The sequence below is a fragment of the Achromobacter aegrifaciens genome (assembly GCF_902859735.1).
Classification (GTDB): Bacteria; Pseudomonadota; Gammaproteobacteria; order Burkholderiales; family Burkholderiaceae_B; genus Achromobacter; species Achromobacter aegrifaciens.
Map to the genome: position 1 here is coordinate 96100 of NZ_CADIJY010000004.1, position 19087 is coordinate 115186.

16 protein-coding genes are annotated in these 19087 nt (G+C 67.5%); 5 read left to right on the plus strand and 11 right to left on the minus strand.

Annotated elements, in window-relative coordinates:
- The first annotated feature begins 1 nt into the window (after position 1).
- A complete protein-coding gene (locus HV766_RS13450) occupies positions 2–1063 on the plus strand; it encodes an alcohol dehydrogenase catalytic domain-containing protein (RefSeq protein WP_175181488.1) in 1062 nt (353 codons plus the stop codon).
- Positions 1064–1088: 25 nt separating this feature from the next.
- Positions 1089–2312 carry an MFS transporter gene (locus HV766_RS13455; RefSeq protein WP_175161411.1) on the plus strand — a complete coding sequence of 408 codons (1224 nt, stop codon included), beginning with the start codon at positions 1089–1091 and terminating at the stop codon, positions 2310–2312.
- 15 nt (positions 2313–2327) lie between these two features.
- On the opposite strand, the gene HV766_RS13460 is transcribed toward HV766_RS13455, so the two are convergent.
- Positions 2328–2789 carry a GNAT family N-acetyltransferase gene (locus HV766_RS13460; protein WP_125472167.1) on the minus strand — a complete coding sequence of 154 codons (462 nt, stop codon included), beginning with the start codon at positions 2787–2789 and terminating at the stop codon, positions 2328–2330.
- Between the two features lie 176 nt (positions 2790–2965).
- Between HV766_RS13460 and HV766_RS13465 the strand changes: the two genes are divergently transcribed.
- A complete protein-coding gene (locus HV766_RS13465) occupies positions 2966–3994 on the plus strand; it encodes a MerR family transcriptional regulator (protein ID WP_175181297.1) in 1029 nt (342 codons plus the stop codon).
- Positions 3995–4084: 90 nt separating this feature from the next.
- Positions 4085–4771: a GntR family transcriptional regulator gene (locus HV766_RS13470; RefSeq protein WP_054456386.1), complete on the plus strand. Its 687-nt coding sequence runs from the start codon at positions 4085–4087 to the stop codon at positions 4769–4771.
- A gap of 14 nt (positions 4772–4785) precedes the next feature.
- Here HV766_RS13470 and HV766_RS13475 read toward each other — a convergent pair whose 3' ends face one another.
- Positions 4786–5670, minus strand: a complete 885-nt coding sequence (locus tag HV766_RS13475; protein WP_175181298.1) for a LysR family transcriptional regulator — start codon at positions 5668–5670, stop codon at positions 4786–4788.
- Positions 5671–5824: 154 nt separating this feature from the next.
- On the opposite strand from HV766_RS13475, the gene HV766_RS13480 reads away from it, so the two are divergent.
- A complete protein-coding gene (locus HV766_RS13480; protein WP_054456384.1) occupies positions 5825–7336 on the plus strand; it encodes an MFS transporter in 1512 nt (503 codons plus the stop codon).
- Between the two features lie 26 nt (positions 7337–7362).
- Here the strand turns inward: HV766_RS13480 and HV766_RS13485 are convergent, their stop codons facing one another.
- From HV766_RS13485 to HV766_RS13525, 9 genes are all read right to left on the minus strand, one after another.
- Positions 7363–8646 carry a cystathionine gamma-synthase family protein gene (locus HV766_RS13485; RefSeq protein WP_054456383.1) on the minus strand — a complete coding sequence of 428 codons (1284 nt, stop codon included), beginning with the start codon at positions 8644–8646 and terminating at the stop codon, positions 7363–7365.
- 288 nt (positions 8647–8934) lie between these two features.
- Positions 8935–9948: a response regulator gene (locus HV766_RS13490; RefSeq protein ID WP_054456382.1), complete on the minus strand. Its 1014-nt coding sequence runs from the start codon at positions 9946–9948 to the stop codon at positions 8935–8937.
- 34 nt (positions 9949–9982) lie between these two features.
- On the minus strand, positions 9983–10993 hold the full coding sequence (locus HV766_RS13495) for a chemotaxis response regulator protein-glutamate methylesterase (protein WP_175161415.1): 1011 nt from the start codon (positions 10991–10993) through the stop codon (positions 9983–9985).
- On the minus strand, positions 10990–13245 hold the full coding sequence (locus HV766_RS13500; RefSeq protein ID WP_175181299.1) for a hybrid sensor histidine kinase/response regulator: 2256 nt from the start codon (positions 13243–13245) through the stop codon (positions 10990–10992). The genes HV766_RS13495 and HV766_RS13500 overlap by 4 nt, the downstream gene beginning before the upstream one ends.
- Positions 13242–13892, minus strand: coding sequence for a chemotaxis protein CheW (locus HV766_RS13505; protein WP_175181489.1), 651 nt, complete (start codon positions 13890–13892; stop codon positions 13242–13244). The genes HV766_RS13500 and HV766_RS13505 overlap by 4 nt, the downstream gene beginning before the upstream one ends.
- Positions 13893–13896: 4 nt before the next feature.
- The gene (locus HV766_RS13510) at positions 13897–15180 is read right to left on the minus strand and encodes a CheR family methyltransferase (protein ID WP_175181300.1); all 1284 of its coding nucleotides are present in this window, start codon (positions 15178–15180) and stop codon (positions 13897–13899) included.
- Entirely contained in the window at positions 15177–15707 is a 531-nt protein-coding gene (locus HV766_RS13515; RefSeq protein WP_082401156.1) for a chemotaxis protein CheW, read from the minus strand. The genes HV766_RS13510 and HV766_RS13515 overlap by 4 nt, the downstream gene beginning before the upstream one ends.
- Positions 15707–17326 (minus strand): methyl-accepting chemotaxis protein, encoded by a 1620-nt coding sequence (locus tag HV766_RS13520; RefSeq protein ID WP_054456378.1) that lies wholly within the window; start codon positions 17324–17326, stop codon positions 15707–15709. Before HV766_RS13520 ends, HV766_RS13515 begins: the two co-directional genes overlap by 1 nt.
- A gap of 248 nt (positions 17327–17574) precedes the next feature.
- The gene (locus HV766_RS13525) at positions 17575–19056 is read right to left on the minus strand and encodes an amidase (protein WP_175181301.1); all 1482 of its coding nucleotides are present in this window, start codon (positions 19054–19056) and stop codon (positions 17575–17577) included.
- Positions 19057–19087 lie beyond the last annotated feature (31 nt).

The following is a 19087-nucleotide window of genomic DNA, read 5'->3' on the forward strand; positions in this document are numbered from 1 at the left end:
CCTGCCTTCCACCTATCGCGCCATTCGGACCACCGCGCCCGGCCGGCTCGAATTCGTTGAATTGTCCACGCCCGAACCCGGCCCCGGAGAAGTACTGCTGCGCGTCGAAGCTTGCGGCGTCTGTGGCGCCGACGCGGCCGATATCGACAATCCGGCGCTGCAACGGCCGCGCGTCCCCGGGCATGAAGCCGTCGGCCGCATTTCGGCGCTCGGCGCGGGCGTCGACGCCCGCTGGAAGATCGGCCAACGCGTCGGCGTGGGGCGCCTGGGCGGTCATTGCGGCGCCTGCACGCAATGCCGCCAGGGCCTCTTCAATCTGTGCGCGAATCAACCGGTAGTCGGCGTTACCCGGGATGGCGGTTATGCCGAGATGATGCTGGCCCGGGCGACCGGACTGGTTGCCATACCCGGCGAGCTCGACGCCATGCAAGCCGCCCCGATACTTTGCGCCGGCATCGCCACCTTCAACGCGCTCCGGAAATCCGGAGCGCAGGCCGGCGATCTCGTTGCCGTGCTGGGCATAGGCGGCCTGGGCCACATGGCGTTGCAATACGCCCGCCGCATGGGCTTGAAAGTGGCGGCAATCGGCCGGGGCCTGGACATCGCCGCTGACGCCTTGCGCCTGGGCGCCCATGTCTACATCGACAGCAACGAGGAAGACGCCGCGCAACGGCTCCTCGACATGGGCGGCGCACAAGCGCTGATCGCCACCATCACCGACACGCAGGCCGTGTCCGGGCCCATGCGCGGACTGGCTCCGCAAGGCCGCACGATGTTGCTGGGCGTGGGCCGCGACCCGCTGGCGGTGCCGCCCGGCTTTCTGGTGGGCGGCGAGCGCACCGTTGCCGGGTCCATGACCGGCACGCCTTGGGAAACTGAAAAAGCGCTGAATTTCAGCGTACTTGCAGAGGCGCTGCCCATGGTCGAGACTCTACCCCTGGAGCGCGCAGCTGATGCCTTGCTGCGGCTGAAGTCCGGCGATGCGAAGTTCCGCGTGGTCCTGACCATGGACGCCGCGCGAGAACCGCAACGCGCTCGGCAAATCAACACCCATATCAACTAAAAGCACGACTCTCGAGGAGACCCACTTGTCCGCATCAACCCCGGCGCCATCGGCCGCACCCGGCGCTGAACTCACGCCGCAGGCGCAGCGCGGCAACATCGCCCGGCTGACAATCGCCCAGGCGCTGGCAGGCGCCAACGCCGTCGTGGTCTACGCCACCGGCGCCATCGTCGGCGACATGCTGGCGCCGGACAAGGCGCTGGCGACCCTGCCCATTTCCATCTTTGTGGTCGGCATGGCCGCCTGCATCCTTCCTGCTGGCGCCATCGCCAGGCGCCATGGCCGCCGCGCGGCATTTCTTGCCGGCACCGCCTGCGGCGTGCTGGTGGGCCTGCTGGCCGCCGCCGCCATCGTGCTGAGTTCTTTCTGGCTGTTCTGCCTGGGCACGTTCTTCGGCGGCGCGTACGCCGCCGTCGTGCTGTCGTTCCGCTTCGCGGCGGCCGACGGCGTGTCTCCCGCCAGGCGCGCCCGCGCCCTGTCCTTCGTGATGGGCGGCGGCGTGCTGGCCGGCGTGGTCGGCCCGCAGTTGGTCACGTACACGATGTACCTGTGGCCCGTCCACATGTTCGCGGCGACCTATCTCATGCAGGCGGCGGTAGCAGCGGTCTCGGCCCTGGTCCTGCTGGGCGTGCACCTGCCCATGCCCAGTGCGGCCGAAGTTGCGGGCGGACGGCCGCTGGGCGTGATCGCGCGCCAGCCGCGCTTCATCACGGCGGTGGTCTGCGGCGCCGTCTCCTACATGCTGATGAATTTCCTGATGACCGCCGCGCCGCTGGCCATGCATCTTTGCGGCCATTCCCAGGAAAGCGCCAACCTCGGCCTGCAATGGCACGTCATCGCCATGTACGGCCCCAGCTTCTTCACGGGACGCCTCATCACGCGTTTCGGCGCCGGACGCATCGTCACGGCGGGCCTGGCGCTCACCGGCCTGTCCGCGGCCATCGGCCTCACCGGGATCGACGTGGCCCACTTCTGGGTGACCTTGATCCTGCTGGGCCTGGGCTGGAACTTCGGATTCGTGGGCGCGTCGGCCCTGGTTCTGGAATGCCACCGGCCGGAAGAAAAGACCCGGGTGCAGTCGCTCAATGACTTCATCATCTTCGGCACCATGGCGGTCGGCTCCTTCGCATCGGGCGGCCTGCTGGCGGCCTATGACTGGGCGACGGTGCTGTGGGTTTCGTTCATTCCCCTGGCGATCGCAGCGGTCGCGCTGCTGGCCGGGTCTGCCAAGTCGCGGCAACAGGCCTGAACCCGGCCGTTCGGCTCAACCGAGGTCGCCGGATACCGGCGGCCTCGCGATGAATGCCTGCTTGCCATGCCTGTCAAAACCCGCGGACTCGTAGAATCGAAGGGTCGCTTCGTCCTTTCTACCGGTCATCAACATGACCTTGTAGCAATTCCCGCCCCAGGCGAACGCCAGCGCCTCGTCGAGCACCGCCTTGGCAAGGCCCTGACGCCGGTAAGCGGCATCCGTCACCACGTTCTCGATCACGCCATAGGGCCGACAACCACGCGTCAGATTGGGAATGACGGTAAGCGTGCAGCTTGAAGCGAGCTTGCCGTCGGCATACGCGCCAAAAACCCTGTGCCGAGTGCTTTCCATCAGTTCCTGCCAGACCGCTGCGACCGTTTGCGCGCCCGGCAGGGGATCATCCGCTGGATGCAGATGCCGATACAAATCCAGCAGACTCGACAACTCGGAAGCATCCAGCTCACGGATATTCATTGTTCGTTTCCTCTTCGGGGGACGCCCATTATTCCAGCAACGGCCAAGGCCGCCGCTCAAAATCGCTGGATCCCATCGCCCGACGTGTCAGACTAGCTGCCGCCCGCGGTAACGCTTGACCCTCACGCAACGTCAGGTCCCAGAGTTCGTTCCGCGCCATCAACAGGAGGAATGCCGTGCAACTGAAAGTAGGAGAACTGGCCAGGCGAAGCGGGCTGACTGTCCGCACGCTGCACCACTATCACGCGATCGGGCTGCTCACGCCTTCGGCGCGCGCCGACAACGGCTATCGGCTGTATGGCCGCGACGACATCGCGCGGCTGCATCAGATCCAGGCGCTGCGCCGCTTCGGATTGCCGTTGGCCGAGATCGGCGCTTATCTGGACCAGCCCGACACTCCCCTGGACGAAATCATCGCGAAGCAGATCGCGATGCTCGACCGCCAGATCCAGCAAGCCTCCCGGCTGCGCGAGCGTCTCGCCCAGCTGCAGGGCCAGTTGGCGCAAGGCAAGGAGCCAGAGCTGGCCGATTGGCTCACCACTCTGGAACTCATGACCATGTACGACAAATACTTTTCCCCCGATGAACTGGCCCGCCTGCCCATGTACCGCAGCAGCCAGAATGGCGACGCCGACTGGCTCGCGCTGGTCAAGGAGGTGCAGGCGCAGATGGATGCCGGCGTCGCGCCCGAAGCGGCGCAGCCGCGCGAACTGGCCTTGCGCTGGATGACCCTGCTGCTGCGCGACACCAGTCGCGATCCGCGCCTGCTGGTCAAGCTGAACCGGATGCACGAACGCGAGCCCTCGATGCAGGCGCTCATGGGCATCTCTCCGGCCTTGCGCGATTACGTGCTGCAAGCCTTCTCGGAAAGCAAGCTGCGGATCTACGAGAAGTACCTCACGCCGGACGAGGCGCGCTACATGCGCGAGCATTACGGCGATCGCATTGGCGAATGGCCCGAACTGATGGCCGAGGTGCGCGACGCGCTCGACGCGGGCGTGGCGCCGGACTCGCCCACGGCCCTGGCGTTGGCCCGGCGCTGGCTGGACCTGTTCCGCAGCTATGCCGGCAACGACCCCGCCACCCAGGCGAAATTCCGCCACGCGCTGATGACCGAGCCCGAGCTCACCGCCGGCACCTGGACTGATGACGCCACCCTGTCGTTCATGCGGCAGGCAATGGGCGCGCTGGCGGCGGCGCGCTAGCGCGGGTCCGCCCGGCCATGGGCAGGCCCGCTCCCCGCCGGGCCTGCCCATTTGCTAGACTGACCAGCCCTGTCCCTCGCCTGCCCCAACATGTCCCAGGAAGTCCGCCCCGACCCCAGCGCCGACGATATCGCCAAGGAAATCTCGGCGGCCATCGTCGCGCACAAGCTGCCGCCCGGCACGCGGCTGCGCGAAGAGGCGCTGGCGGGGGTGTATCAGGTCAGCCGGACCAAGATCCGCGCCGCGCTGCTGATGCTGTCCAAGGACAAGCTGATCAACATCGTGCCGGACAAGGGCGCGTTCGTGAGCAAGCCGGACGCGAACGAGGCGCGCGAGGTCTATGCGGTACGGCGCATCCTGGAAGCAGCGCTCGCACGCGAATTCGTGGCGCGGGCAACGGCGGCGGACTACCGCCGCATCGACGCCCATCTGGCCGCGGAGCGCCGCGCGCTGGAAGGCGGCGACGTGCAGGAACGCAACCGGCTGCTCGGACACTTCCACATTCTGCTGGCCGAGACCGTAGGAAATTCCGTGCTGACGGGGATGTTGCGCGAACTCTCGGCCCGCAGCGCCGTCATCACCGTGCTGTATCAAAGCTCGCACGATGCCAGCTGCTCGTCACAGGAGCATCACGCCTTCATCGAGGCCGCCCGCGCGGGCGATGCCGACCGTGCCTGCGCGCTGATGGACGCGCATCTGGAGCATGTGCAGACGGCGCTGGATTTCAAGAACGGCGGCCGCAGCGGCGGCGACCTGGTCAGCGCCCTGCTCAGCTGAAGCCGGCCCCAGCGCTACGGCTGCGCCTGCGTCCCCGCCAGCAGCTGGCCCATGCGCTGCTGCAGCCAGAGTTCCGTCTCGCTCAGGCTGCCGCCCCTCAGCCACAGCGTACGCACGGACAACATGGGCAGGAACAGGTCCGCGCAGCGCACGCTGACGAGCTCGTTGCTGAAACCCTGGTATTCGCCGATGTTCAGCGGCAGGATGGCCCAGCCCACGCCATTGGCGGCCATGGCAGCGATGTTGTAGCTGCTGTCGGCCCGCCAGACCGATGGGCTCAGCACCACCTGGTCGACGCCGTCCATCTGCATGAGCAACTGCCGGTGACGCGCCAGGTCATTGCGCCCAACCTCGGGCAGCGCGGCCAGCGGATGGCCCTGCGCCACGAAGATGCCCTGCGCCACATTGCCCAGATGGCGATGGGCGAAGGCGCTGCCCGGATCGCCGCGATCGAACTGGAAGGCCAGGCTGGCGCGGCCCTGTTCCACGTAATCGGCGACCTCCGTCGCGGTGCCGTTGAGCTGGGTCAGCTCCAGCGCCGGATAGCGTTCGGCCAGTTCCTTCAGCAACTGGTCGGCCACCAGATAAGGCAGCCCTTCGTCCAGCGCGACGCCCAGGCGCGCTTCGCGCCCGGCGGCAAACGACAAGGCGCGCTGCTCCAGCGCGCCTGCCTGGCGCAGCAGTTCCCGCGCCTCCTGCAACATGACCTCGCCGGCGGCCGTCAGGGTTGCGTTGCGCCGCGACCGGTCGAACAACTCCACGCCCAGGTCCGCTTCCAGCAAGCCTACCGAGGTACTGATCGCCGACTGCGCCCGGCCCAGGCGTCGCGCCGCCGCCGAGAACGATCCCGATTCCGCAGCAGCAACGAAATGACGTAGCTGATCCAGTGTCCATTGCATGTCGCGACTCCTCGTTATCCATCTATTTTATAGATGGTTTCAAACTTTTTTATGCGACTTGGAAGATGGATAATGGCGCCCTCTGAGACCCGGCCAATCCCGGCCCCGCCCGCGTTCGCGGCGCGGCAGGCGTTTCAGTTTCAGGAGTAGAACCATGCAGCGGACTGAACCGAACGCTGTCGCCACGGCCGCGCCCGGCCGCTGGCTGGTGCTGGCCATCGTGTCCAGCGCCTTGCTGTTGATCGTGGTCGACATGACCGTCCTCTATACCGCCCTGCCCCGGCTCACGCATGAATTGAACGTCAACGCGTCGGAAAAGCTGTGGATCGTGAACATCTACGCGCTGGTCGTGTCCGGCCTGCTGCTGGGCATGGGTACGCTGGGCGACCGCCTCGGCCACAAGCGCCTGTTCATGGCGGGGCTGGTCGTGTTCGGCACGGCGTCCCTGTGCGCGGCCTACTCGCCCGGCGCGGCCACGCTGATCGCGGCGCGCGCGCTGCTGGCCGTGGGCGCCGCCATGATGATGCCTGCCACGCTGTCCATCCTGCGCCTGACCTTCGCCGACGAGCGCGAACGCGCCATCGCCATCGGCGTATGGGCCTCGGTTGCCTCGGGCGGCGCCGCTGTCGGCCCGGTGGTGGGCGGCGTGCTGCTGGAGCATTTCTGGTGGGGTTCCGTGTTCCTCATCAACGTGCCCATCGTGCTGCTGGCGCTGCCGCTGGCCTGGCGCCTGATTCCTGCCAGCCGTCCGGACGCCTCCCGCCCCTGGGACCTGCCGGGCTCGTTGCAGGTGATGGCAGGCCTGATCCTGTGCGCCTACGCGCTGAAGGAACTGGGCAAGACCGACCCGTCCTGGCGCGACGCCGGCCTGGCCTGCGCTGCGGGCGCGGCCATGCTCGCCGTGTTCGTGCGGCGCCAGCGCGCGCGGCCTTATCCGCTGATCGACTTCGCCATCTTCCGCAACCTCAGCTTCAGTTCGGCCGTGGCGGCTGCGCTGTTCGCCGCCGCTGCGCTGCTGGGCATGGAGCTGGTGTTCAGCCAGCGGCTGCAGCTGGTCATGGGCATGTCGCCGCTTGAAGCCGCGCTCTTCATCCTGCCGCTGTCGCTGGCCGCTTTCATCGCGGGTCCGCTGGCGGGCTGGCTGCTGGGCCGCGTCAACAGCGCCACCATGCTGTTCCTGTCGTTGCTGGTGTCGGGGCTGGGCATGACCGGCTACCTCCTGAGCTATGACGCGGCGCTGCTGCCGCAGATGGTCAGCCTGTGCGTACTGGGCGCCGGCATAGGCGCCACCATGACCGCGGCGTCCAGCACCATCATGCAGAGCGCCACCCCGGAGCGCGCCGGCATGGCGGCCTCGATCGAAGAGGTGTCGTACGAGCTGGGCGGCGCGCTGGGCGTCACCCTGATGGGATCGATCCTGTCCGGCGTCTATGCGCACACGCTTGCCGTGCCGGTTGGCCTGCCCCAGTCCGACCTGGCGCGCGACAGCCTGGACCAGGCCCTGATCGTGGCGGACGGACTGTCGTCGGACCTGGGCATGGCCTTGACCCGCCTGGCCAAGACCGCCTTCGACACGGGCTATGCCGCAGTCATCGCCACCGCGGCTCTGATGCTGCTGGTCACGGCGGGGTTCGTGCTGTTCAACCGGCGGCGCATGGCGGCCTGAAACAGGCCTGCCATGCCGGCCCCGGCTCAGCAGTTGCGGAAGGCGTGGTCCATGTCGGCGATCAGGTCTTCCTCGTGCTCCAGTCCGATCGACACGCGCACCAGCCCCTCGGACACGCCAGCCGCGTCGCGCTCGGCCGCCGGAACGCCAGAATGCGTGGTGGACGCCGGATGGCAGATCAGCGATTCGGTGCCGCCCAGGCTGACGGCCGACTTGAACAGATGCAGCGCGTTGATGAAGCGGAACGCCTTGGCGCGCCCGCCCTCAAGCACGAAGGCGAAGGTCGAACCCGGACCGGTGCACTGGCGTTTGTAGACTTCCTGGTAGGCCCGGTCCGCAATCATCTCCGGATGGAAAATCTGCACTTTTTCATGCGGATTGCCGGACAGCCACTGGGCCACCTTGGTCGCCGTGCGCGCGGCCTGCTTCATGCGCAGCACCACGGTCTCCATCGAACGCGTGATCATCCAGCAGGAATGCGGGTCCAGCTGCGAGCCGAACGCGCTGCGGATGGCTCGCACCTTCTTGACCAGCGTCTTGCTGCCGGTGACCGCGCCCGCAACCAGGTCGCTATGGCCGCCCACATACTTGGTCAGCGAATACACGCACAGGTCCACGCCATGCTCGGCCGGTTTCTGGAAGATCGGGCCCAGCAGGGTGTTGTCGCACACCGACACGGGACGATAGCCGTGCCGCGCTTCGAAGGCGTCCAGCTCATTCTTCATGGCCTCGAAATCGATCAAGGCATTGGTCGGATTGGCGGGCGTTTCAACAAAAAACAGACGCACCGGCCCCTGCGCCGCCGCGGCCTCCAGCGCTGTGCGCATGCTCTTGGCCGACAGGCCGTCCTCGACGGCATGCGAACCTATCCCCCACTCCGGGAAAATCTTGGAGATCAGGGTTTCGGTGCCGCCATACAGCGGCACGGATTGCACCAATTGATCGCCGGGCCGCAAGAATGCCAGGAACACGGCGCTGATCGCCGACATGCCGCTGGAGGTCACCGCGGCGTCTTCCGAACCATCCAGCAGCGCCAGGCGGTCCTCGACGATTTCCAGGTTGGGATGGTTGAAGCGGCTGTACACCAGCCCCGCGGACTCGCCCTGGGGCAAGGGTTTGCGGCCCGAAACCAGATCGAAGAACGCCGCGCCATCCTCGGCCGAGCGGAACGCGAAGGTAGACGTCAGGAACACCGGCGGCTTGACCGCGCCCTCCGACAGGAAGGGGTCGAAGCCGTACGACATCATCTGGGTTTCGGCATGCAGCGGGCGGCCGAAAATGTCCTTCTTGTGGTAGCTGGAGTAACTCATGCTATGCCTCTCTGTCTGGTTTCCGGGTGCCCGGCCGGGCCGTCGGGCTGGCGCTTCACGCATGCGAAAACAATAGCGCCGCCCGCCTCGGGCTGCATGGAAGAATGACAGTAGCCGGCCGCAAGAGTCCTTCCGCTTGCATCGTCCGGCGAGGACAGTGAGAAACAATATTTCCCCTTATGGGGATTTCCTGAAAGGCGCTGCCTGATTACCTCAACTTGGCGCAATCGACAGGAAAATCATGAAACCCGCGGAGGATGGCTGGCGCAGCCTGCCTGCGGCCGCGCCCTACATCACGCCGGGAACGACGCGGTTGCGGCCCTGCCGCTTGGCTTGATAGAGACCGCGGTCGGCCACCTGGATCAGGTCGGTGCAGGGCTGGTCGCCTTGCGGCACCGCCGTCGCCGTGCCTATGCTGACCGTCAGCCACGGGCCGTCGCCAGTGTCCTTCTGCGGAATCTGCAAGGCTTCCACCGCGCGGCGCAGCTTCTCGGCGGCCAGGCGCGCGCTGCCGGCCGGGGTGCCAGGCAGCACCAGCGCGAACTCCTCGCCGCCAAAGCGCGCCGCCAGGTCGGTGGACCGGTCGCAACTGGCGAAGATGGTGTTGGCCACCCGCTTGAGCGCCTCGTCGCCAGCGATGTGGCCGTAGGTGTCGTTGTAGGCCTTGAAGTGGTCCACGTCGATCATGAGCATGCTGATTTCGCGGCCGTCGCGGCGCGCACGCTGCCACTCGGCATTGAGGTATTCGTCGAAATAACGGCGGTTGCCCAGGCCCGTCAGTCCGTCGGAATTGGTCAGCCGGCGCAACTCCATATTGCTTTCCAGCAGTTGCTGCTGGCTCTGGCGCAAGGCCTGGTAGGCCTCGTCGCGCTGCACCAGGGCCAGGTAGGAGCGCGAGTGGTAGCGGATGCGCGCCACCAGCTCGATGGAGTCGGGCAGCTTGACCAGATAGTCGTTGGCGCCGGCGGCAAAGGCCGCGCTCTTGATCGCCGGATCTTCCTTGGTGGACAGCACGATGATGGGGATATCGCGCGTCACTGGATGACCACGGTATTCCTGCACCAGGCTCAGTCCATCCACGCCCGGCAGCACCAGGTCCTGCAGGATGACGGTGGGCCGGGTCTGGATCGCCACGGCCAGCGCCTTTTCCGGATCAGAGCAATAGTGGAAGTCGATGTTGCCCTCCGTGGCCAGGGCCCGCCTGATGGCCTCGCCGACCATCACCTGGTCGTCGACGAGCAACACCATGGCCGCATGCGAATGCAGGTTCGCCGAAGCCGAGCTGTCAATGGGAGGTTGCATAGTGAGTCCTTGAATGCTGTCGAGGTCCGCGCGCTCAGGCAAAAGCCTGGATCACGCGAGGAGCGATTTGGTCCAATGGGCGGATTTCCACGGCCGCCTGCATGGCCGCCGCGGCCTTGGGCATGCCATAGACGGCGCTGCTGGCCTGGTCCTGTGCAATGGTCAGGTAACCGCGCTCGCGCAGCGCCTTCAGCCCGCGCGCGCCGTCCTGGCCCATGCCCGTCAGCAGCACGCCGACGGCCAGGCCGCGCCAGTGCTGCGCCACGCTATGGAAAAAAACGTCGATGGAAGGCCGGTACAGGCTTTCCTTAGGGGTTTCGGTGTAGCGCAGCGTGCCGTCGGCCAGCATGTGCAGATGGTCGCCGGTGCCGGCCAGCAATATCTGGCCGGGTTCGGGCCATTCGCCCTCGCGCACCAGCCTGACGGGCAGCGGCGCCTGTTCATTGAGCCAGTCCGCCATGCCCGCGGCAAACGAGGCGTCCACGTGCTGTACCAGCACGATGCCGGCGGGAAACTCCGGCGGTATTCCCTTCAGCAGCTGCGCCAGCGCCGGCGGACCGCCAGCCGATGCGCCGATGACCAGGAGGCGCTTGGCGTCGGCCTGTTGCATGGGCCGGGCCACCGGCGTCAGGGCGGGCCGCTTGCCATAGCGGCCGATCAGCCAGCCCACGTTGCGGATCTTGCGCAGCAGCGGCGCCGCCGCCATGCGCATGTCGCCGCTGCCGATTACCGGCGTGTCTGCTGCGTCCAGCGCCCCGTGGCCCATGGCGTCGAATACGCGCGAGGTATGGCGCGCCACGTCGGCGGTCACCACCACGATCGCGCAGGGTGTTTCGGCCATGATGCGGCGCGTGGCTTCGACGCCGTCCATGATGGGCATGATGAGGTCCATCAGCACCACGTCCGGCCGGTCGCGGGCGCACAGGTCCACGGCCTCCTGGCCGTTGGTCGCGACCCAGGCGAGGTCCAGCCCCGGCTCCAGCGCGATCGCGCGCCGCAGCACTTCCACTGCCATCGGCATGTCGTTGACGATTCCGACTCTCACGTGCGCGCCTTTCCGATCAGGTCTTCCACCGCGTCGAGCAGCGCGTCATCATGGAAGCTGCCCTTCGCCAGATAATAGTCGGCGCCGGCGTCCAGCCCGCGCCTCCTGTCCTCTTCCCTGTCCTTGTACGACACCACCATCACCGGCAGGCCCTGCAGCTTGGGATCGGCCTTGATGCGCGACACCAGTTCAATGCCGTCCATGCGCGGCATGTCCACGTCGGTCACGACCAGGTCGAACGACTCGCTGCGCAACATGTTCCAGCCGTCCATGCCGTCCACGGCCACGGCCACGTCGAAGCCGCGGTTCAACAGCAGCTTGCGCTCCAGCTCCCGCACCGTAAGCGAGTCGTCCACCACCAGCACGCGCTTGCGCCGCCGCGCCTGTTCGGCCGCGCCCGCGCCGTCCACCCGGCTCAGCTGTCCGCCTTCCACCAGCTTCTGCACCGACACCAGCATGTCTTCCACGTCGAGGATCAGCAGCGGCGTGCCATCGTCCATCAATGCGCCCGCCATCACGTCCTGCACCTTGCCCAGACGCGGGTCCAGCGGCTGCACCACCAGCGTGCGCTCGCCCACGTAACGGTCCACGGCAACGCCATAAAGCCGGTCGTGGTCGCCCACCAGCACCACGCATACCGTTTCGGAGGCCGGCCCGGCGCCGCCCGTGCGCAGGATCTGGCGCGCGGACACCAGCCCGATCTGCCGGTCCATGAAGCGGAAATGCTGATGCCCTTCGAGCTGTTCGATGTCTTCGGCGCGCACTTGCAGCGCGTGGTTGACGTAGGCCAGCGGGAATGCGTAGATCTCTTCCTGCACCTCGACCAGCAGGCTGCGCACCACCGAGAGCGACAAGGGCATCTCCAGCATGAAACGGGTGCCCTGCCCCGTCTGCTGCTGGATGCGCACCGCGCCGCGCAACTGGCGCACCATGGTCTGCACCACGTCCAACCCCACACCGCGCCCCGAGATCTCCGTGACTTCGCCGCGCGTGCTGAATCCCGACAGGAACAGGAACTCCAGCAGCTCGGCCTCGGTCAGCCGGGCCGCGGTTTCCGCGCTGGCCAGCTTGCGCTGCACCACTTCCACGCGCAGCCGGTCCAGCGAAATGCCGGCGCCGTCGTCGCTGAGTTCAATCAGCAGCATGCCGGCCGCATGGCGCGCCGACAGCCGGATCCGGCCTTCGGCCGGCTTGCCCGCCGCCAGCCGGTCCTGCGGCATCTCGATGCCGTGGTCCACCGCGTTGCGCAACAGGTGCATCAGCGGCGCGTCGAGCTTTTCCAGGATGTCGCGATCCACCTGGGTGGACTCGCCTTCGATTTCCAGCCGCACCTGCTTGCCCAGCGCGCGGCCTACGTCGCGGACCATGCGCGCCATGCCTCCCACCCCGTCGCCGAACGGCCGCATGCGGCAGGCCAGCGCGGTGTCGTATAGGCGCTGGGCCAGGTGGCCCATGCGCCAGCCGAATTCGTCGACCTCGCTGGTGCGCTGCGACAGCTCCTGCTGGCATTGCTGGACGATGCGCAGGGCATCGTCCAGCGCGGCTTGCGCCTGCGCGTCCAGCGCCTGGCCCGCCAGGGCCGCGCGCACGCCGTCCAACGCCTGGACCGCGCCCGCCTGCATGCGCTTCAGACGCAGCATGGACGCGCCAAAGGGCGCGATCCAGTGCGACTCCACCAGGGTCTCGCTGGACAGGCCCAGCAATTTGTTGAGCGTGTCAGCCGTCACGCGCAGCACGCGTTCGCCCTCGCCCAATCCCGCGTCCGAACTGCGCCTTTGCACCGCTGCGGCGGGCGGTTCATCCAGGACCGGAATCGGCGGCAGGAAATCCGAGGGCTTGGGGGCCGGCGCGGCAGCCTGCGCTGCCGGCAACGCAGGCGCATTGCTCAGGCGCTTCACCAGCTCGTCGATCTCGCTACCCAGCTCCACACCCGGCGTGGCCACGCGCTGCAACAGGTCCGCGCCCATCAGCAGGGCGTCGATGTCCGCGGCCTGCAGCCGTAGCCGGCCTTCGCGCGCCTCAACCAGGCAATCCTCCATGGCGTGCGCGATGCGCACCGCCGGATGCAGATCGACGATGCGGGCCGCGCCCTTGAGCGAATGGGCCGCGCGCATGCAGGCTTCCAGCTGCGGCGCGGACGTGGGGTCGTGCTCCAGGGCCAGCAGGCCCTTGTTCAGCACCTCCACCTGGGTGCGGGTCTCCAGCTGGAACAATTCCAGAAGCGAGGCATCGCGCATCTGATCCGGATTCACGCCAGGCTCCGTTCCAAAGCTTGCATCAGCAAGGTCTCGTCCAACACGCCCACGGCGCGGCCGCCGCAGCGGGCCATGCCGCGCGAGTACTTGAGGCTTGCACCCTCCACGGTCGCGGGCAGGGGCTCCAGCCCGTCCAGGTCCACGGCGTGCATGCCTTCGACCTCATCCACCGGCACGACCACCGCGCGGCCTGCGCCGCCCAGTATCAGCATGCGCGCCGTGGCGGGCCGCTCGCGCGCGTCCTCCGCTGCCGCCTCCAGGCCCAGCAGGCGCGCCAGCGACACGCACACAGTGAGGGAGCCGCGCACATTGGTCACGCCCAGCATCGCCGGATCGCGCCGGTGCGGCAGGCTCAGGATGCTGCGGGTGCCGGCCACTTCGTCCAGCGCCCGGGTCGGCAGCCCCAGCCATTCGCGGTGCACGCGGAACACCAGCAGCGAAGACAGCCTGGCGCGCTCCTGCTGGGCCTCTTCGGCGCCCTGCTCTTCCATTTGCGGCGGCAGACGGTCAAGTATGCGCTTGGCCGCCGCCGCATAGACCGGACAATTGCGGCAATGCACGTGGTCGGCCAATTGCGCGCAACTCTTGTCGCCGCGGATGCCGATGCGGTTCCAGCAGTCGTCCACGTCGGACAGCACGCCCATGATTTCAACCACGTCGCGCCTCCCCGCGAGCCGCGCGCGCCTGCAGGCGGCTGGCCGCTTCGTGATCGCCGTCCGACGCCACCAGCGCGGCCAGATGCAGCAGGGCTTCGCGATGGGTCGGATCGAGATAGAGCGCCTTGCGGTAGGCCGCTTGCGCCTGCCGCGCGTCGCCTGCCGCGTCCTGCAGCAAGCCTTGCAGATACAGGGCCTCGGCGCTGGCGCCGTGGGTGCCTATGTGCGCCTGGCACTGCGCCATGGCGTCCTGCACCCGGCCCTGGTCGGCCAGGGCCGCGATATGGCGCAAGGAGGCCTGCGCGTCGCGCAATCCGGCCGAGGCGACCACGGGCGCCGCGGGTATCGCCGGTATGGGCGCATGCGCCAGGGGCAGGCCGGGCTCCGGCGCCTGGGCCAGCGGCCGCCTGGGCGGCGTCCAGCTGTGCACGATGGGCCGCGCTGCCGCCGGCGCGACAGGCTCGGCCGGCGGGGGCAGCGGCTTGGCCAGGAAGGCGAACGAACGCGCCATGGGCACTGCCGGCAGCCTGCGGCCGGTCAGCAAGGTGGTTTCGGCCGGGCCGACGAAAAGCACGCCATCCTCGCGCATAAAGCTGCGCAGCACCTGCACGGCGCGGGCCTGCGTTGCCGCGTCGAAATAGATGAGCAGATTGCGGCAGAACACAAAGTCATAGGGCGCCACCCCTGCCAGCAGATCGGGATCGAACAGATTGCCGGCCTGGAACCGCACCTGCGCCGCCACGTGGGCGGCCAGTTGGTGGCCGTCGGCGGTCTCCGAAAAATAGCGGTCACGGTACCCCAGGTCATCGCCGCGGAATGAATTGCGGCCGTACAGGCCGCGCCGCGCGAATTCGACCATGCGCACGCTGATGTCGAAGGCGTCGATCTGGAAACGTTCGGCGGGCACGCCGGCGTCCAGCAGCGCCATGGCGATGGAGTAAGGCTCCTCGCCGCTGGAACAGGGCACGCTCAACACGCGCAACACACGGCCTTCGGCGCCCGTGGCGTACAGGCGCGCCCGCGCCAGCGCGGCCATGGCCGCCTGCGATTCGGGATAACGGAAAAACCAGGTCTCCGGCACGATGACCGCTTCGATGAGCTGCTGCATCTCGGCAGGCGCCGCCTGCACCTGCCACAGGTAATCCTGCTCATCGGCAATGCCGGCCATGCCCATTCTGCGCCGCACCGCGCGCTCGACGGCGGCCTTGCCGATGGAGCCGCTATCCAGGCCCATGCGCCGCTTGAGCAAGGCGCTGAACTCGTCGATCAGCATCATGGCCGCGCCTCGCGCGCCGCGCCTGCGGCGTCGGCGGGAAACAACAGCGCCCGCACGGGCGCAGGCAGCAGGTCGCGCACGTTGACAGCCTGCACCATGCCGTCGGCATCGCCGAGCACCGCGCCCAGATAGCGCGCCTGCGGATTGTCCAGGCCGCCGGACTGAAACGCTGCGGGATCGTAGTGCACGGTTTCGGTCGCCTGCTCCAGGATCAGCCCCAGCAGATGTTCCGGCCCGTCCGACTGCGCCTGATAGCGCACCAGGGCCAGCCGGGTGCTGGTGACGGCGGCGGCCGCGCCGCCCCCCGCCAGCGCGCTCATGTCGATGACGGGGACAGCCACGCCGCGGCGGTCCATCACGCCGGCCACCCACGCCGGCGCGCCCGGCACCTGCTTGAACGGGCGCAGGCCCAGCACCTCGGCGATGTCTCTTGCGTCCAGCGCATAGCGGTCGCCGCCGATGCGGAACAGCAGGTACAGCCGGCGTCCGGCCGCAGCAGAGGGAGCGCGCTGCGCCATGGCAACCATCACACCTTGAAGCGCGAAACGCCGCTGCGCAGGTCGTTGGCGACCAGCGTCAGTTCTTCGATCGCCAGCGTGGACTGGCGCAGCGATTCCACGGTCTGCTGGGCGGCGTCGCTCAGCTGCTGCAGGGCCTGGTTGATCTGTTCGGCGCCGGTGGCCTGCGCCTGCATGCCTTCGTTGACCATTTGCACGCGCGGCGCCAGCGTCTGCACCTGCTGGATGATCTGCGACAGCTGGTCGCCCACCTGCTGCATGTCGGCCATGCCGCGTCGCACTTCCTCGGAGAACTTGTCCATGCCCATGACGCCGGCAGACACCGACGACTGGATCTCGCGCACCATCTGCTCGATGTCGTAGGTGGCGACGGCGGTCTGGTCCGCCAGCCGGCGGATCTCGGTCGCCACCACCACGAAGCCGCGGCCGTATTCGCCGGCCTTCTCGGCTTCGATCGCCGCGTTCAGCGACAGCAGGTTGGTCTGGTCCGCCACTTTCGTGATCGTAGTAACCACTTGCGTGATGTTGCCGGCCTTCTCGTTCAGGATCGCCAGCTTGGCGTTGACCGAACCCGCCGCCCCGACCACGTTGCGCATGGTGTCTTCCATGCGCGCCAGGCCCACCTGGCCGCTGCCCGCCAGCGCCGCGGTCTGCTCGGCCGCGCCGGAGACTTCGGCCATGGTGCGCACCAGCTCGCGCGAGGTGGCGGAGATTTCGCGCGAGGTCACGCCGATCTCGGTCGTGGTGGCGGCGACTTCGGAGGCCGTCGCCTGCTGCTGCTTGGAAGTGGCCGCGATCTCGGTGACGGAGGTGGCCACCTGCACCGCGGAGCGCTGCGTCTTGCCAACCAGACCGGTCAGCTCGTCAACCATGCCATTGAAGCCGGTCTCGATGGCGTTGAATTCGTCCTTGCGCGCCAGCGTCAGTCGCCGTGTCAGATCGCCGCCGCCGGTGGCCTCCAAGGTCTTGACGATGGCGCGCATGGGGTTGGCGATGGCGCGCATCAGCAGGATGCCGCAGATGATGGCGGCCACGATCGCCAGGCCCAGCGACAGCAGCATGCGCGTTTCGGCGCTGTTCACCGATTGCTTGATGGCGACGGCCGCTTCGTCGGCCTGTTTCTTGTTTTCCTGCACCATCCTGGCGAGGATGTCGCGGCCCTTGTAGAACGCCGGCCGCAGTTCCGCCTTGATCAGCGCCTGCGCCCGCGCCGGGTCCGCCAGCGCGGCAGGCGCAAGAATGTTGGCGCGGATGCGTCTGTACTCCTGCAGTTCCTTCTCGAACTCCTCGAACATCTGCCGGTCGTCGGCGCGCGCGATGGTGCGACGGTATTGCTCGATATCGTCCGCCAGCAACTTATCGGTCTCGGGCAGACCCGCCAGGATGCGGCTGCGTTCCTGGTCCGTCTCCATGTTGAACGCGTCCTGCACCAGCACGAAGCCGGCGAACCAGGAGGCCCGGATCGAAGTGCTGTAGTAGATGCCGGGCACGGCATCATTGTTGATCAGCTCGACTTCCGACTCGATGACCAGCAGGCGCCGGTAATCCATCACCACCATCAACGCCATGATGGCCAGAATCGCCAGGAAGCTGGCCAGGATGCGCTGGCGTAGTGTCAGATTCTTCATGCCGGGAGACCTCTATGCAAAATCAACTCGTCGATTGGACCGAAATATTCTGGAACAGAACCGGGGACACAAGGCTGTCCATTTATTACGGGATGTTGTGAGTTGGTTGACAATTATTGCAAAGGCAAACGCTGACAGCCACGGAAAACGCCGAAATTGCGGGAAATATGGCGCTTTGCGTCGGAAAAAAGCAAAGCCCTCTTACAAGGGCTTGTCTTTTCCCGCAACAATGCGTACCGGACCCGTTTTCAGGCGGCGCCGCTCCAAAGCGCCGCGGGCGGACGGGATTGCACCCAGTCTTGCGCCTGCCCATAGGCGTGCGCAAGCTGCAGCACAGCCAGGTCCGCCTGCGGCGGCCCGATAAGCTGCATGCCCATGGGCAGCCCTGCGGCGTTGAATCCCACCGGCACGCTGATCACCGGGCAGCCCGCCAGCGTCCAGGGCGTGACGGTCTCCATCCAGCGGTGATAAGTGTCCATGGGACGCCCGGCGATCTCCTTGGGCCAGTCCAGCGCCGCGTCGAAGGGGAAGACCTGGGCCGACGGCACCGCCAGATAATCCACGTCGTCGAACATGCGCTGCACGGTCTGGTACCAGGCGCTGCGCTCTTCGGTGGCCTGGTAAACCTGCCGCGCCGTCATGCCTTCCAGCCCTTCGACTTCCCAGACCACGGCCGGCTTCACCAGCTTGCGGGTTTCGGGATTGTGGACGAGGGGGTGCAGTTGTCCGCCCACCATCAAGTGGCGGTGAGCCAGCCAGATGCGCCAAAGGCGTTCGCCGGCGAATGGCACCTGGTAGTCGACCGCCTCGCAGCCGGTCTGCGCCAGGCCGGCCAGCGCCTGCTCGCACAGTTCCAGAATGCCCGCCTCCATCGGCAGGTAGCCATTCCAGTCGCCCAGCCAGCCCACGCGCTTGCCCCGCAGGTCGGCGTCCAGGGACTGCGCGAACTGCGCCGGGTCGCCGGTCAGGGACAGCGGCACGCGGCGGTCGGGCCCCGCCATCACGGACAGCAGCATGGCCACGTCGCGCGGTGTACGGCCCATCGGCCCCTCAACCGCCAGCTGCTTGAGGAAAACCTCGGTCGACGGTCCGTAAGGCACGCGGCCAGCGGACGGGCGCATGCCGTAGACGTTGCAGAACGCCGCGGGATTGCGCAGCGAGCCGCCGAAATCGCTGCCGTCCGCCACCGGCAGCATGCGGGCCGCCAGCGCGGCCGCAGCGCCGCCGCTGCTGCCGCCCGCGGTCCGGGACGGATCGTAGGGGTTGCCCGTGACGCCATATACCTGGTTATAGGTGTGCGAGCCCAGGCCGAACTCCGGCACGTTGCTGCGGCCGATGAAGATGGCGCCGGACGCGCGCATGCGCTCGATGATGATGGAGTCGTGCGCCGTGACCTGGTCCTTGTAGACCAGCGAGCCCATGGACGTGACCATGCCGCGCACGGCGGTCAGGTCCTTGGGCGCCTGCGGCATGCCATGCAGCCAGCCCAGCCACTGTCCCGCGGCCAATTGGGCGTCGCGCTCATCGGCCTCGCGCAGCAGTTCGTCGCTGTCGCGCCGGGCGACGATGGCGTTGAGCTTGGGATTGACCCGGTCGATGTGCGCCAGGTAGGCCGCCATGACCTCGCGGCAGGACACCTGACGCTTGCGGATCGCCTCGGACAGCGCGTGCGCGGGCATCGCCACGATGTCGTTCAATGGGACGGCTGCGGCCGGGGCGGCAATGGTCATGCGGGTCTCCTTGCGGCGCGCCTTCGACTCG